General features: G+C 69.0%; 14 protein-coding genes and 1 riboswitch. Of the genes, 5 read left to right on the plus strand and 9 right to left on the minus strand.

Annotated elements, in window-relative coordinates:
* The first annotated feature begins 91 nt into the window (after positions 1 to 91).
* The gene (locus tag AC6I21_RS01100) at positions 92 to 460 is read left to right on the plus strand and encodes a hypothetical protein (protein WP_138925481.1); all 369 of its coding nucleotides are present in this window, start codon (positions 92 to 94) and stop codon (positions 458 to 460) included.
* A 74-nt stretch (positions 461 to 534) separates the two neighbouring features.
* A complete protein-coding gene (locus AC6I21_RS01105; RefSeq protein ID WP_497762931.1) occupies positions 535 to 966 on the plus strand; it encodes an SRPBCC family protein in 432 nt (143 codons plus the stop codon).
* 7 nt (positions 967 to 973) lie between these two features.
* Here the strand turns inward: AC6I21_RS01105 and AC6I21_RS01110 are convergent, their stop codons facing one another.
* The 9 genes from AC6I21_RS01110 to AC6I21_RS01150 all read right to left on the minus strand — a co-directional run bounded on the left by AC6I21_RS01110 (position 974) and on the right by AC6I21_RS01150 (position 11127).
* Positions 974 to 1747, minus strand: coding sequence for a polysaccharide deacetylase family protein (locus AC6I21_RS01110; protein WP_497762932.1), 774 nt, complete (start codon positions 1745 to 1747; stop codon positions 974 to 976).
* A 114-nt stretch (positions 1748 to 1861) separates the two neighbouring features.
* Positions 1862 to 2140: an HPr family phosphocarrier protein gene (locus AC6I21_RS01115; protein WP_138925484.1), complete on the minus strand. Its 279-nt coding sequence runs from the start codon at positions 2138 to 2140 to the stop codon at positions 1862 to 1864.
* 98 nt (positions 2141 to 2238) lie between these two features.
* On the minus strand, positions 2239 to 3933 hold the full coding sequence (ptsP, locus tag AC6I21_RS01120) for a phosphoenolpyruvate--protein phosphotransferase (protein WP_497762933.1): 1695 nt from the start codon (positions 3931 to 3933) through the stop codon (positions 2239 to 2241).
* Positions 3930 to 5954, minus strand: a complete 2025-nt coding sequence (locus AC6I21_RS01125; RefSeq protein WP_497762934.1) for a PTS fructose transporter subunit IIABC — start codon at positions 5952 to 5954, stop codon at positions 3930 to 3932. Before AC6I21_RS01125 ends, ptsP begins: the two co-directional genes overlap by 4 nt.
* Positions 5955 to 5969: 15 nt before the next feature.
* Positions 5970 to 6929, minus strand: coding sequence for a 1-phosphofructokinase family hexose kinase (locus AC6I21_RS01130; protein WP_497762935.1), 960 nt, complete (start codon positions 6927 to 6929; stop codon positions 5970 to 5972).
* Positions 6926 to 7699: a DeoR/GlpR family DNA-binding transcription regulator gene (locus tag AC6I21_RS01135; protein ID WP_497762936.1), complete on the minus strand. Its 774-nt coding sequence runs from the start codon at positions 7697 to 7699 to the stop codon at positions 6926 to 6928. The genes AC6I21_RS01130 and AC6I21_RS01135 overlap by 4 nt, the downstream gene beginning before the upstream one ends.
* Positions 7700 to 7834: 135 nt before the next feature.
* On the minus strand, positions 7835 to 9142 hold the full coding sequence (locus tag AC6I21_RS01140; RefSeq protein WP_497762937.1) for an MFS transporter: 1308 nt from the start codon (positions 9140 to 9142) through the stop codon (positions 7835 to 7837).
* A gap of 126 nt (positions 9143 to 9268) precedes the next feature.
* Positions 9269 to 9763 carry a CoA-binding protein gene (locus AC6I21_RS01145; RefSeq protein WP_138925489.1) on the minus strand — a complete coding sequence of 165 codons (495 nt, stop codon included), beginning with the start codon at positions 9761 to 9763 and terminating at the stop codon, positions 9269 to 9271.
* Entirely contained in the window at positions 9763 to 11127 is a 1365-nt protein-coding gene (locus AC6I21_RS01150; RefSeq protein WP_138174531.1) for an O-acetylhomoserine aminocarboxypropyltransferase/cysteine synthase family protein, read from the minus strand. The genes AC6I21_RS01145 and AC6I21_RS01150 overlap by 1 nt, the downstream gene beginning before the upstream one ends.
* A gap of 122 nt (positions 11128 to 11249) precedes the next feature.
* Positions 11250 to 11344: riboswitch (SAM riboswitch) on the minus strand.
* A 137-nt stretch (positions 11345 to 11481) separates the two neighbouring features.
* Here AC6I21_RS01150 and AC6I21_RS01155 point away from each other — a divergent pair.
* From AC6I21_RS01155 to AC6I21_RS01165, 3 genes are all read left to right on the plus strand, one after another.
* On the plus strand, positions 11482 to 12051 hold the full coding sequence (locus tag AC6I21_RS01155; protein ID WP_497762938.1) for a histidine phosphatase family protein: 570 nt from the start codon (positions 11482 to 11484) through the stop codon (positions 12049 to 12051).
* A 113-nt stretch (positions 12052 to 12164) separates the two neighbouring features.
* On the plus strand, positions 12165 to 12662 hold the full coding sequence (locus tag AC6I21_RS01160; RefSeq protein ID WP_497762939.1) for an RNA polymerase sigma factor: 498 nt from the start codon (positions 12165 to 12167) through the stop codon (positions 12660 to 12662).
* A complete protein-coding gene (locus tag AC6I21_RS01165; protein WP_497762940.1) occupies positions 12659 to 13300 on the plus strand; it encodes a methylated-DNA--[protein]-cysteine S-methyltransferase in 642 nt (213 codons plus the stop codon). Before AC6I21_RS01160 ends, AC6I21_RS01165 begins: the two co-directional genes overlap by 4 nt.
* The last annotated feature ends 148 nt before the right edge of the window (positions 13301 to 13448 follow it).

The raw sequence follows: 13448 nt of genomic DNA on the forward strand, positions 1-13448 counted from the left end.
ATAGATCACGGAGAATCGGCATGACAGCTCCGGCTGTGCGTCATAAGATGAATTGCTACGAACCACCACAGCGACCCCGAGGCGGAGAACAATGGCACAGATGAGCGAGGAGCTCATTGAGCAGTGGGCTGATGCCACTGCTGAGATCTACAACGAATCCCTGACCGGCATCAACCTGACCCGGCTGGAATCCGCGGTGGAGCGCTATATCGACCTGTTCGCCCAGACCGAGGACCTGACCTTCAACCCGGAGGTCACGCCCCTGGACTTCTTCGAACGCCACCCGTTCCATGCAGTGAGCACCATCCTGAACCTGCCCGAGGCCCAGGAAGTGCTGGACTCCGACCAGCTGGACGAGTTGGACGCGATTGCCGACTTCACCGAAGCGTGGCACACCTTTGACGCGGAACAGGAACCGGAGCTGGGGATTTCCGAGGCGGACGACGAAGAGGGCTGGTAGCCGGGCCCCACCGGCTCCCGCCCCCGGCTCGTGGAGCTATTCACATTCCGGGCCACCCATGGCACGATGCGCGTATGAGTCAGTTCACTGTGTTCGAAAGCGTGGAAACCATCCACCTGCCGGTGCACCGCGTCTGGGAGCTGCTGACCGACTGGGGGTCGGCGAACCTGTGGATGCCGCAGGTGAGCTACATGGACGCCAGCCAGGACCCTCCGCGGGTGGGCACCCTGCTGGATTACCAGGTGGCGGGCCGTTCACGGCAGTTCGTCATCCACGACCTGGTGGAGCCCAACACCCTGGTCCTGTACTCCTCGGAGGATACCGACGCGCTGTCCTACCGTTTTGACCTCACCGCGCTGGGCGCCGACACCCGGGTGATCCTGCAGGTGATGATCATCGACCCGGACCTGACGGTCCAGGAATGCGAGCGCTTTGCCGAACACGTGCAGGCCAGCGACGAAACGATGCTGGCGCGCCTGAAGCAGTACGCGCAGCAGGCCCCCTGACCGGCGATTACTGGGAATCGGCCGGGGCGCTGGGGGAGGGCCCGGCGCTGGCCGGGGTCTTCAGCTTCGTGTAGACGGCTCCGGGCTCGAACTCCGCGTGGGCGAACAGATCCTGCACGGTCACCAGGGTATACCCGGCCTCGCGCAGCTGCTGCACCAGCTCGGGCACCGCGTCCACCGAGGTCTCGTGGATATCGTGCATCAGGATTACCGACCCCGGGCTGACCTCCTGCATGGCGATCTTCACGGTTTTCTTCGGGTCGTGGTGCTTCCAGTCCAGCGTGTCCACGTCCCACAACAGCAAGGGGGTGGGAATCAGCCGGTTGTAGACCACCCCGTTGGCGCCGTACGGCGGACGGAACACCTCGGGCGTCACCCCGGCGGCCTGCTGGACGGCCTCATCGGTCCACTGCACCTCATGCTCGATTCCCTCACGGGTCAGCTTGGTGATGTCCTTGTGGTCATAGCTGTGCGAACCGACCTGGTGGCCCTCCGCCACCAGGCGCTGCAGCGCCTGCGGGTAGTGCCCCACATTCTTTCCCAGCACGAAGAACGTGGCCGGGGCCTGGGCTTCGCCCAGTTCATCAAGCAGCCGGTCGGTGTACTCTCCCGGACCGTCATCGAAGGTCAACGCGACGCAGGCCACCTGCTGGCAGTCCACCTGCTGCGGCGCCTGCTCCTGCGGGGCCGGCTCCTGATCGGATCCGGGGTTTGCGCACCCGGCCAGCAGCGGCAGCAGCAGGGCGGCGGCCACCATCCGGTGCCGCCGACGGTTGAACAAACGCATCCTTCCACTGTGCTCCGGACCCGGGACAAAGTGAAATCGCCACGCGCACCGCGTGGCGATTTCACAGGGTGATCTGTGCCGTACCGCTGGGGCCGGCGGCGCGGGCCCCTACTGGGCGTCGTGGTCGGTTTCCAGTACTGCGGCCAGTGTCTCCAGCGCCTGTTCGGCACCTTCGCCTTCGGCCCGCAGCACCACCCGGGTTCCGTGTTCGGCGCCCAGGCCCATCAGGGACAGGATGCTGGAGGCGTCCAGCGCCTCCTCGATGGGTTCGCCCTCCAGGGCGATGGTGACCTCGACGGGCTGCTCGGCGGCGGCCTCGGCGAAGATCGCGGCCGGGCGGGCGTGCAGGCCCACACGGCTGGCAATGGTGGCGATACGTTCTGCCATGATGACTCCTTCGGTGAAATGGTAATCGGTGGTGTTTTCGGTAGGGCTTGGGCGTGCTGCTTGGTCCTGGTTTCCGCTGGCCGGCGCGGTGCCGGGCGCTAGAGGCCGAAGCGCTGCAGGTCCGGCAGCTCGGCGCGCACCAGCTGTCGCGCCTCGGCGGCGGACGCGGCATGCAGCGCCAGCTGTGCCAGGCGGCGCGCGGTGTGCGAGTCCACGCCGCGCAGCACCTGGGCGACCGCCGGCAGGGCGCGCTGGTTCATGGACAGGGAGGCGACTCCCAGCCCGACCAGCACCACGGCCAGGGCCGGGTCGGCGGCCGCCTCACCGCACACGCCCACGGGTTTGCCTCCGCTGCTGCGTGCGCCCTGCGCCGTGGCCTGCACCAGGTGCAGCACCGCCGGCTGCCAGGGGTCGTTCAGGGCGGCCAGCGCGCCCAGCTGCCGGTCGGCGGCCATCGTGTACTGGGTCAGGTCGTTGGTGCCGATCGACACGAAGTCGCAGCGCTGCAGGATCGGGGCGGCGAGCAGCGCCGCGGAGGGCACTTCCACCATCACCCCGCTGGTGTCCAGGCCCGCCTGCGCCGCCAGGGCAGCGAAGTCGGCCGCTTCCTGGGCGGTGGAGACCATCGGGGCCATGACCCACACCTGGGCCGTGCTGGACCGGGATGCCTCGGCGATGGCCGCCAGCTGCCGGGCGAGCACCCCGGGAACGGAGGAGTCGGTGCGGTAGCCGCGCACCCCCAGGGCAGGGTTCGGTTCGGCGGTGTCGGTCAGGAACGGCAGCGGCTTGTCCGCCCCGGCGTCCAGGGTTCGCACCACCACCTTGCGTCCCTCAAAGGCCTGGAACACCGCCTGGTAGGCGGCGACCTGCTCGGCGTGCTCAGGTTCGCTGTCGCGCCCCAGGAAGCAGAATTCGGTGCGCAGCAGCCCGACCCCCTCGGCCCCGGCGGCGGCCGCGCTGCGGGCATCGGAGCCGCTGCCCACGTTGGCCAGCAGCGCCACCGCGGTGCCGTCGCCCAGGCGACCTGCGCCGTCGAAGGCCGGCAGCGGCTCGCGCCGGGCGTAGGCCTCGGACAGCTGCCGCTGGGCCTGCCCCGGGTCGGGGATCACCTGTCCGCTGACCCCGTCCACGAATACCTCCTGCCCCTCTGCGAGCCGCTGGCTGTCCCGGGCGGCCACGACGGCCGGCAGCCCCAGCGACCTGGCGATGATCGCGGTGTGGGACTGCGGTCCGCCTTCGGCCGTCACCAGGGCCAGCACCCGTGAGGGGTCCAGGGTGGCGGTGTCGGCCGGGGCCAGGTCCTCGGCCAGCAGCACGAAGGGCTGCCGTTCGTCCGGGATGCCCGGCGCCGGTTCCCCGCGCAGCTCGGCGACGATGCGGGCGCGCACATCCAACACGTCCGTGGCCCGCTCGGCCATGTACCCGCCCAGCGCGCTGAGCTGGGTGGCGACCGCGTCGGCGGCCTCCCAGATCGCCGATTCCGCGCGGGTTCCGGAGGCGACCAGGGCACTGGCCGACTTGAGCAGGGTCTTGTCCGCCGCCATCAGCGCGGTCGCCTTGAGCACCGCGCGGGCGTCGCCGGTGGCCAGCGCGGCGCGCTCCTTCAGCCGTTGGGCCACCCGCCCGGTGGCCTCGGCCAGCCGCGCGGTTTCCTCCTCGACGCTGCTGCCCTCGGGCAGCGGGGCGCCCTCGGGTGGGGCCGCCAGGGGTGCGGGCATCCGGCGCACCGGACCGATCACGCGGCCCGCGCTGACCCCTACACCGTGCACTATCTGGGATTGTTGCCGGCTCATGCCGCCACCTCCGTCTTGACCGGTGCGCCCTTGCGCACATACTTCTTCAGTCCCACCACCAGCAGGCCGGAGACGATCGTGCCGAGCACTGTGGAGACCAGGAACATGGGCCAGCTGCCCTGCATCGCGAAGAAGACGAAGATCCCGCCGTGCGGGGCCTGGCTGACCACGTCGAAGGCCATGACCATCGACCCGGTGATCCCGGCGCCGACCATGGACGCGGGGATCACGCGCAGCGGGTCCGCGGCGGCGAAGGGAATCGCTCCCTCGGAGATGAAGGCCGCGCCCAGCAGCCAGGCCGCCTTGCCGTTCTCCCGCTCGGCCGGACTGAACAGCTTCGGGGCGATGAGCGTGGCCAGGGCCATGGCCAGCGGCGGCACCATGCCCGCGGCCATCACCGCGGCCATGATCATCCAGGGGGCCGGGTTCTCCAGCGAGCCGGTGCCCAGCCCCGCCACGGCGAAGGCGTAGGCCACCTTGTTCACCGGCCCGCCCAGGTCAAAGGCCATCATCAGGCCCAGGATCAGCCCCAGCAGCGCGGCCCCGGTGCCGCTCATTGAGGAGAGGAACAGGTTCAACGCGTCGGTCAGCCGGGCGATGGGGCCACCCAGGAACAGGAACATCAGCCCGGAGGCGATGATGGAGCCAAGCAGCGGCACGATGACCACCGGCATCAGCCCGCGGGCCCACTTGGGCACGTTCCAGGAGCTGATCCAGCGGGAGGCCAGACCGGCGATCACCCCGCCAACGATGCCACCCAGGAACCCGGCGCCCATGAACCCGGCGACGGCGCCGGCCGTGAAGCCCGGGGCGATGCCCGGCCGATCGGCGTAGGCGTAGGCAATGTACCCGGCCAGCGCGGGGACCAGAAAGCCCATGGACAGCGAACCGATCTTGAACGCCACCGCCCCCAGGTAGGCGCTCAGCCCTCCCGCGGGCAGGTTGAACAGCGTGTTCGTTCCCAGGATGTCATCGGCCACGTCGGTGATGTCGTAGCCGCCAAGCAGGAAGCCCAGGGCGATCAGCAGCCCGCCGCCGGCGACGAAGGGGATCATGTAGGACACCCCGGTCAGCAGGGCCCGCTTCAGCCCGGCACCGAATGATTCTCGCTGGCCACCGCGCGGGTCCTGATGCCCGGATCCTTCCGGCGTGCCGGCCGGAACCCGCCGCGCCGCGGGGTCGGTGGCGGTCGCGATGGCCTGGCGCAGCAACGCTTCCGGCTCGTCGATGCCGCGCTTGACCGGCACCTGGATGACCGGTTTGCCCGCGAAGCGGGAGCGGTCGCGCACATCGACGTCCACGGCGAAGATCACCGCGTCGGCGCGGTCAATGACCTGCTGGTCCAGGGCCGTGGAGCCGGAGGATCCCTGGGTTTCCACCGCGAAGTCCACCCCCATCTCCTCGGCGGCCTGTGCGAGCGAATCGGCGGCCATATAGGTGTGGGCGATGCCCGTGGGGCAGGCGGTGACCGCCACGATGCGTGCGCCGGACTCCTGCTGGGCGCCAGCGGCTTCCGGTGCGGTGCTGGGGGTTTGTGGGGCCGGCGCGGCGGGCGCTGCCGGGGCCGGGGTCCCGGAAAGCACCCCGTCGATCAGCTCCACGACCTGTCCTGGCTCGCGGGCCTCACGCAGCGCCGTGGTGAAGGACTTTTTCACCAGGGCCCGGGCCAGGGTGGACAGCAGCTTCAGGTGGTCCTTGTCCGCCCCTTCCGGGGCGGCGATGAAGAACACCAGGTCCGCCGGTCCGTCCTTGGCCCCGAAGTCCACTGCCGGGGCCAGGCGGGCCATCGCCAGCGTTGGCGCAGTCACGGCGGCCGAGCGGCAATGCGGGATGGCGATGCCGCCGGGAACCCCGGTGGCCGTCTTCGCTTCCCGGGCCTTGGCGTCAGCGGCCAGGGCCACGGCGTCGCTGGCCCGGCCCTGCCTGGCCACCAGCGCGGCCAGCTCGTCAATGACCTGGTCGGTGCTGGAACCCAGGTAGGTGTCCAGGCTCACCAGGTGCTGGTTGATCAGTTCGGTCATGGCTGCATCCTTGACTTAGAACGGTCCGTCGACGCTGACCGCGTCGGCGGTGAGATGGGTGGGGGAGGGGATGGTGGAACCCGGCAGGGCGACGGCCGCCGAGCCGTAGGCCACCGCGTGGGCCAGGCTTCCGGCCGGGTCCGAACCGGTGGATTCTGCGATCAAGTACCCCGCCAGGGCCGAGTCCCCGGCCCCGACCGTACTGCGCGGGATCACCGGCGCGTGCCGGGCCAGCCAGCAGCCCTCGGTGGTGGCCAGCACGGCACCCTGCGCGCCGAGGGTGGCCAGCACGGTGCCCACCCCGCGCTGCACCAGGTAGCCGGCGGCGCGGGCCGCCTCCGTCGGGGACTGCTCGAACCCCAGGGCCGAATCCTGGGCGATCAGTTCGGTCAACTCCTCGGCGTTGGGCTTGATCAGATCCGGCAGGTGGTTGGCATCAAAGGCAAACAGGCTGGCCAGCGGGGCGCCGGAGGTATCCACCGCGATGCGTGGGGTGCGGTCGGCGAGCCTGCTGCGCAGGGTGGCGCACAGCCGGGCGTAGAAATCCGGGGCGACTCCCGGCGGCAGGGACCCGGCCAGCACCACCCAGCGGGCCGAGGCGCCCAGCTCGCACAGCACCTCGGTGACCTGTTCCAGAGCTGGTGCGTCCAGTGCGGGGCCCGGCTCGTTGATCTTGGTGGTGGTCCCGTCCGGGTCGGTGATTGTGATGTTGGTGCGCAATGGCTGGTCGATGGGGATGATCCGGTGCGGCAGCCCGTCGGCTTCCAGCGCCCGCACCAGCGGGTCGTGGGCCGCCCCGGGCAGTACGGCCAGCACCGGCTGGCCGGCCTGGGCAATGGCACGGGCAACGTTCACGCCCTTGCCGGCGGCCTGCACCCTGCTGGCTGCGGCGCGCTGCACCTGTCCCGGGGCCAGCGCGGAGCTTAGCTCCACCGTCTGGTCCAGGGCCGGGTTCATGGTCAGGGTGAGGATCATGCCAGCACCACGTCCACGTCGGCCGCCTCCAGGGCGGCCGCCAGTGCGCCGGCTGGCGCGCGGTCGGTGACCAGGGTGTCGACCTGGTCCAGGGTGGCGAACTGGACCAGGGTCAGTTCGTCGTGTTTCGTCGCGTCGGCCAGCACGACCACGCGCTGGGCGCTGGCCACCATGGCGGCCTTGACGCTGGCCTCCAGCGGGTCGGGGGTGCTGAGGCCGAAATCGGCGTGTAGGGCGTTGGTGCCCACGAAGGCCAAATCCGCCCGCAGCCGCGCATAGGCTGTTACGGTTCCGGCCCCGGTGGCCGCACTGGTCAGTCCCCGAACCCGTCCGCCAATGAATTCCAGTGCCAGCTGCGGGTTCGCGCTGATGCGGGCGGCGATTGGCAGGGCGTGGGTGATCACCAAGGTGTCCTCGCCACCCTGCTGGGCGATCAGGCCGGCCAGCTCGGCGGTGGTGGTGCCGGCATCCAGCATGATCGAACCGCCCGCGGAGGGCAGCAGCTGTTGTGCGGCCTGGGCGATGGCCTGCTTCGCCTCGGCGTGCAGGGTGCTGCGGTCGCTGTGGCTTTGCTCCCGGGTGCTGGCCGCGGCCAGTCCGACCGCCCCGCCGTGCACCCGGCGCAGCAGGCCGTCGGTTTCCAGCAGCGCCAAATCCCGCCGGACGGTTTCGCGGGTGATGGCAAAACGTTCGGAGAGTTCCGCGACGGAGACCTTCCCGTGTGTTTCCACCGCTTCGGTGATGAGCCGGTGTCTCTCTTCGGCGAACATTCCTGCCTCCCATGTGCGTGAGCTGACCCACAGCGATCTGTGTTTGTATGACTTTATGCCTGTTTGTGTGGCATCGTCAAGACATTTGGGGGACAAAAGTTGGCGTTATGTTTGCTTATCTGTGCTTTGGGGCTCTTATTCGCCCTGCGGGGCCACTGGCTCCGGGGCGCCCTCGTCCAGCGGGTGGGCGATTTCGTCCCGCCAGAAGCGGCCGCACCACCAGGCGATGACGGCAAAGACCGGGGAGGCCAGGCCCGCGAAGATGAAGATCTCCCGCGGCGCAACAAGCTGGCTCAGCGGTCCGGTGACGGCCATAGAGACCGGCATCAGGGCCAGGGAGACGAAGAAGTCCAGGCTGGAAATCCTGCCGAGCAGGTGCGCCGGCACCCGCCGCTGCAGCAGCGTGCCCCAGGTGACCTGCCCAATCCCGTCGGTCAGCCCCACGATGAACAGCAGGATCACCAGGCACCACAGGGCCGGGACGAAGCCCACGGCAACCAGCGGCAGGGAGCCAAAACCCCAGCAGGCCATCATGATGCTCAGGTAGCGCCGGGGCATGCGCAGCGTGGCGGTGGCCATTGACCCCAGGGCGCAGCCCACGCCGTAGGCGGCCAGTGCGGAGGCGAAGTCCGTCGCGTCCCCGCCCAGCCGGTCGCTGACCTCGAAGGGCAGCAGTACTTCGAAGGGCCCAATGAACGTGAAGACCGCAACCACCGCGAACAGCAGCGTCCAGCGCAGCCACGGGGTGCCCACCGTGTAGCCCACGCCCTCCCGCAGCTGGTGGATGATGCCGCCCCCGGCCTGCTGCCCGCTGCCGCCGGCGGGCCGGTCATAGGCCGAGGCATGGGAAATGCGGCGCAGGGTCAGCAGGGCCGCCACGTGGGTTACCGAAATCCCGGCAATCGCGTGGGCGGGGGAAACCGAGGCCACCAGCACCCCGGCCGCCAACGGACCCAACGCGGTCTGCACCACCGGGCGCACCGTGCCCTCGATGCCGTTGGCCGCCAGCAGCTCGGCGGCCGGCAGCATTCGCGGCAACAGTGCCGAATAGGCCGGATAGAAGAACGCGGCCCCGGCCCCGGAGAGGAATCCGGCCAGCACCAGGTGCCACAGCTGCAGGCTGTGGGTCAGGGCCAGCGCCGCCGTGGCGCTCATCACCAGCAGTGAGGCGGTTTCCACCAGCAGCAGGATCTTGCGGCAGGAGTACCTGTCGGCAGCGATCCCGCCCAGCAGCACCAGGCCAATCAGGCCGAGCGAGGTGGCCGTGGCGACGCTGGAGAGCTGCACCGGACCGCCGCCGAGCTGGCGCACCTGGTAGACCATGGCCACCGCCCACATGCCGTGGGCCAGGGTGGAGAGCACCAGGGCGCACGCCAACACGGTGTAGTCGCGGCGCGCGAAGGGCCGCAGCAGGCGGATCGCGGCGAATGGCTTGGCGCCCATGGCGCACTCCTCGGGTCGGTGATTTGTCTATCGTCACCGATCCGATTGATATTTGTCAATCACTATTTGCCGGGCCCGCCGCCCCGCCTGGCCGCAGCCTGCCGTGGCGGGGGCAGCGGGCAAGCGCTAGGCCAGCAGCTGGCGTTTGGAGGAGATCACCCCGGTGTTGAACCCGGCCAGGCGCAGCCCGCCGTGGAAGCGGGCGTGTTCGATCTTCACGCAGCGGTCCATGACCACATTCAGCCCTGCGGCCTCGGCGCGCTCAGCCACCTCCTCGTGCCAGGAACCCAGCTGCAGCCACAGGGTCTTGGCCCCCACGGCCAGGGCCTCGTCCAGCACCCCGGGCAGGTCATCATGCTTGCGGAAGACCTCGACCAGGTCGGGGGTCTCGGGCAGGTCCGCCAGCGACTTGTAGACCGGTTGGCCCAGGATCTCGTCCACCACCGGGTTGATGAAGTACACCCGGTAGTTTGAGGAGGACAGCAGGTAGGTGGCCACGAAGTAGCTGGCCCGAGAGGGCTTGTTCGAGGCCCCCACGATCGCGATCGAGGTGGTCTCGCGCAGGATCTGGAGGCGCTGCGCGGCGCTGGGGCCCTGCCAGGTGCGTAGTGCGGTGCTCATTAGTTCGCTCCCTTCCCGGCCGGCACGGCGCAGGCCGCCGCGTCATAGGACGGCATCTCGAATTGGTGCTCCGGCTCCGGCTGCTGGGCGGCGCTCAGTGCCTGGTCCAGGTCCCAGATGATGTCCTCGACATCCTCCAGGCCCACCGACAGGCGGATCAGGTCCTGCGGCACCCCGGCCGCCTGCAGCTGCTCCTCGCTCAGCTGCTGGTGGGTGGTGGACCCCGGGTGCAGCACCAGGGTGCGTGCATCACCGATGTTTGCCAGGTGGCTGGCCAGCTGCAGGGCCTGGATGAACTTGGCCCCGGCCTGCCGGCCGCCCTTGATTCCGAAGCTGAAGACCGAACCCACACCCAGCGGCAGCAGCTTGCGCGCCTGCTCGTGCTGGGGATGGGAGGCCAGGCCCGCATAGTTCACATAGCTGACCCGGTCATCGGCCTCCAGCCACTGGGCGACCTGCTGGGCGTTGGCCAGGTGTGCGTCCATCCGCTGGGCCAGGGTCTCCACGCCCTGCAGCAGCTGGAACGCGGACTGCGCCGGCAGGGAGGGGCCGAAATCGCGCAGCTGCTCACTGCGCAGCTTGGTCAAAAACCCGTACTCCCCGAAGTTGCCCCACCAGGAGACGTTCCCATAGCTGGGTACCGGCTCGGTCATGGTGGGGAACTTCCCGTTGCCCCAGTTGAAGGTGCCCGATTCGATGACCACCCCGCCCAGGGTGGTGCCGTGGCCGCCAATGAACTTGGTCGCCGAATGGATCACGATGTCCGCGCCGTGCTCGATCGGACGCAACAGGTAGGGCGGGGTCAGCGTCGAATCGACCACCAGCGGAATGTCGTGGCGGTGCGCCACCGCCGCCAGCCCGGCCAGGTCGGCAATGTCCCCGGAGGGGTTGGCAACCACCTCGGTGTACACCGCCTTGGTGTTCGACCCGATCGCGGCCTCGAAATCGGCCGGGTCGTTGGAGTCGATGAAGGTGGTCTGAATGCCAAAGCGGCGCAGTGAGACATCCAGCTGGGTGATGGTCCCGCCGTAGAGCTTCGCAGAGGCGACAATGTGGTCTCCGGCCTGGGCCAGCGCGGCAAAGGTGATGAACTCCGCCGCCATGCCCGAACCGGTGGCCACCGCGCCGATCCCGCCCTCCAGGGAGGCCATGCGCTCCTCGAAGGCGGCCACTGTCGGGTTGCCGATGCGGGAGTAGATGTTCCCGTACTTCTGCAGCGCAAACAGGTTCGCCGCATCATCGGTGTCCTTGAATACGAAGGACGTGCTTTGGTAGATCGGCACCGCGCGGGCGCCGTGTTCGGCATCGGGGGTTCCGCCGGCGTGCAGGGCACGGGTGCGGAATCCAAACTTGTGGTCGGCCATGGTGGCGTGACTCCTTATCGGCTCGTCTTCCGGCCCACCGCGGCATTGGCCGGGAGGGCCATCAAGGCAATATCCCGGAATCAATGTCTGTCTTCACTGCACTGGCCCTACGGCCGAAGACAGCTCCATCGTTTCTGGCGGTAGCACCGTATCCACCGGCTGTGGCAGGTTGCTGCGGCGTCATCGAACCAGATCTCTCGGCCGCTCGGGATGGTTACCCCCAGTGTCTCAACATGTGTGAATGTGACCCAAGTTGTGCGTCGAAAGATTGCGCGGCGCGTCACAGGCCCCATCCGGCCATCCGCACCCCGGGGGATTCAGCGCCACCGGCAGTACTGGCTAGACTCAAGAAGTATGAATGGTGCACTGGCTTTGGTTCGACACGGACAAACCGACTGGAACCTGGCAGGCAGGCTGCAGGGGCAGACGGACATCCCGCTCAACGCGACCGGGCGGGAACAGGCGCGCGCGGTCGGCGCCCGGCTGGCCGATGAGGGCTGGGATGTGGTCCTGGCCTCCCCGCTGGGCCGCGCCCAGGAAAGCGCGCAGATCATTGCCAAGACCCTTGGGGCCCGCACCGGCCCGCCGGTGCCGGAACTGGTGGAGCGCGGATTCGGGCCACTGGAGGGGCAGTGCCGCTCGGAGCTGGATGAGGACCTGGTGCAGGAGCTGATGGAGCAGGCCGAACCTCGTTCGGCCGTGCTGCGCCGGGCAGTGCCGGCCCTGCTCCAGCTGGCCGCCACCCACCCCCAGCAGCGCATCCTGTGTGTCAGCCACGGGGCGACCATGCGCATCATCCGCGACACCCTGCTCGGACGCCGCCTGCCCCAGGGCGTGGAGAACGGGGAAGTGGTGCCCCTGGACCTGGGCGAACTGCGCGAACTGGAACTGGCCCTGCGCGACGGTGACCCGGTCGTGGTCTAGGAACAGGGCCAGCCGCCACCGCCCGGTGGGTGGTCGCAGGAAATCCGGTCAAAGACCTCACGAAAAGCTGTCCCGCCACGTTTACATGGTGAGAGCCAATCACCAGGAGCACCATGAAGCAGCCATTCGAACAGATCGTGCAGGCCCACGGACTGAGCGTGTTGCGCGTGTGCCGCTCCCTGCTGGATGAACACCGCGCCAAGGACGCCTGGTCGGAAACCTTCCTGGCCGCCCTGCGGGCCTACCCGCAACTGGATCCGGAGGCCAACGTCCAGGCTTGGCTGGTGCGCATCGCCCACCGCAAGGCCATCGATGAGCTGCGCCGCCACCGCGGCGAGGATCTGGAGACCGACCCCGTCGCACACGCCCACTCGACGGAGGCCGGGCCAGAAGGCCGGGCCGAAAACCTGGAGCTGTGGCAGCTGGTCAAGCAGTTGCCGGAAAAACAACGCTTGGTCGTTGCGTACCGCTATTTGGGTGGATTGGACTACCGGCAGATCTCCCAGATTCTTTCCGGAACCCCGGAAGCAGCGCGGCGCGCCGCCGCCGACGGGATCAGCAATCTGCGACGCCGAATGGACGCCGGATCAGCAACTGGAGGAAAACCATGAGTCAGCTTGATGGCACCGCCCCGCTGAACACCCCGCCGACCGCCGCTGAGCAGCGCCTCCTGGCCAGCCTGCACGACCGGCTGGAGCAGGCCGCCCACCGGGAGCACCTTACCGATGCGGTGTACCGGATCGTGCAGTCGCCCCTGGGTCCACTGTTGGTGGCCGCCACGGAGGCCGGGCTGGTGCGGGTGGCCTTCGCCTCGGAGGAGCACGAGCGCGTGCTGGAACAGCTCAGCGAAAGCCTGGGTGCCCGGATCCTGCGCTCGCCGGGCGCATTGGACACCGCGGCCCGGCAGCTGGAGGAGTACTTCAGCGGCCACCGCACCAGCTTCACCCTGCCGCTGGATCTGCGGCTCTCCACCGAATTCCGGCGCCGGGTCCAGCTGGAACTGGGCCACATCGGTTACGGACACACCCTGAGCTACCGGCAAATGGCCGAACGCATCGGAAAGCCTGCGGCCGTACGGGCCGTGGGGTCGGCCTGCGCCACCAACCCGCTGCCCATTGTGCTGCCCTGCCACCGGGTGCTGCGTACCGATGGTTCGCTGGGCGGCTACCTGGGCGGGCTGCAGGCCAAGCGGATCCTGCTGCAGCTGGAAAACCCGAACGGCGCGCGGCAACCCTCCACCCTGTTCTAGCTCCCCATGCGACGCCCGGGGTGCCGGCGCTTGCGTGGGAGGGCGACCGCCGATTCCACGTGAAACAACCTTGAGAGGCTGATAGCGTCACCGACGTGGTGTGATAGAGGTTTGGCGCCACTACGAGAGAATGTTCGACAAACGATTT

The sequence above is a fragment of the Glutamicibacter sp. St.4D3 genome, from assembly GCF_059728615.1.

Bases quoted from the DNA above. Each gene is read 5' to 3' on its own strand.
- AC6I21_RS01145 (WP_138925489.1), bottom strand. From the start codon at position 9,763: ATGAGCACCGCACTACGCACCTGGCAGGGCCCCAGCGCCGCGCAGCGC.
- ptsP (WP_497762933.1), bottom strand. From the start codon at position 3,933: ATGAGCCGGCAACAATCCCAGATAGTGCACGGTGTAGGGGTCAGCGCG.
- AC6I21_RS01105 (WP_497762931.1), top strand. From the start codon at position 535: ATGAGTCAGTTCACTGTGTTCGAAAGCGTGGAAACCATCCACCTGCCG.
- AC6I21_RS01115 (WP_138925484.1), bottom strand. From the start codon at position 2,140: ATGGCAGAACGTATCGCCACCATTGCCAGCCGTGTGGGCCTGCACGCC.
- AC6I21_RS01150 (WP_138174531.1), bottom strand. From the start codon at position 11,127: ATGGCCGACCACAAGTTTGGATTCCGCACCCGTGCCCTGCACGCCGGC.
- AC6I21_RS01165 (WP_497762940.1), top strand. From the start codon at position 12,659: ATGAGTCAGCTTGATGGCACCGCCCCGCTGAACACCCCGCCGACCGCC.
- AC6I21_RS01135 (WP_497762936.1), bottom strand. From the start codon at position 7,699: ATGTTCGCCGAAGAGAGACACCGGCTCATCACCGAAGCGGTGGAAACA.
- AC6I21_RS01100 (WP_138925481.1), top strand. From the start codon at position 92: ATGGCACAGATGAGCGAGGAGCTCATTGAGCAGTGGGCTGATGCCACT.
- AC6I21_RS01140 (WP_497762937.1), bottom strand. From the start codon at position 9,142: ATGGGCGCCAAGCCATTCGCCGCGATCCGCCTGCTGCGGCCCTTCGCG.
- AC6I21_RS01130 (WP_497762935.1), bottom strand. From the start codon at position 6,929: ATGATCCTCACCCTGACCATGAACCCGGCCCTGGACCAGACGGTGGAG.
- AC6I21_RS01125 (WP_497762934.1), bottom strand. From the start codon at position 5,954: ATGACCGAACTGATCAACCAGCACCTGGTGAGCCTGGACACCTACCTG.
- AC6I21_RS01160 (WP_497762939.1), top strand. From the start codon at position 12,165: ATGAAGCAGCCATTCGAACAGATCGTGCAGGCCCACGGACTGAGCGTG.
- AC6I21_RS01155 (WP_497762938.1), top strand. From the start codon at position 11,482: ATGAATGGTGCACTGGCTTTGGTTCGACACGGACAAACCGACTGGAAC.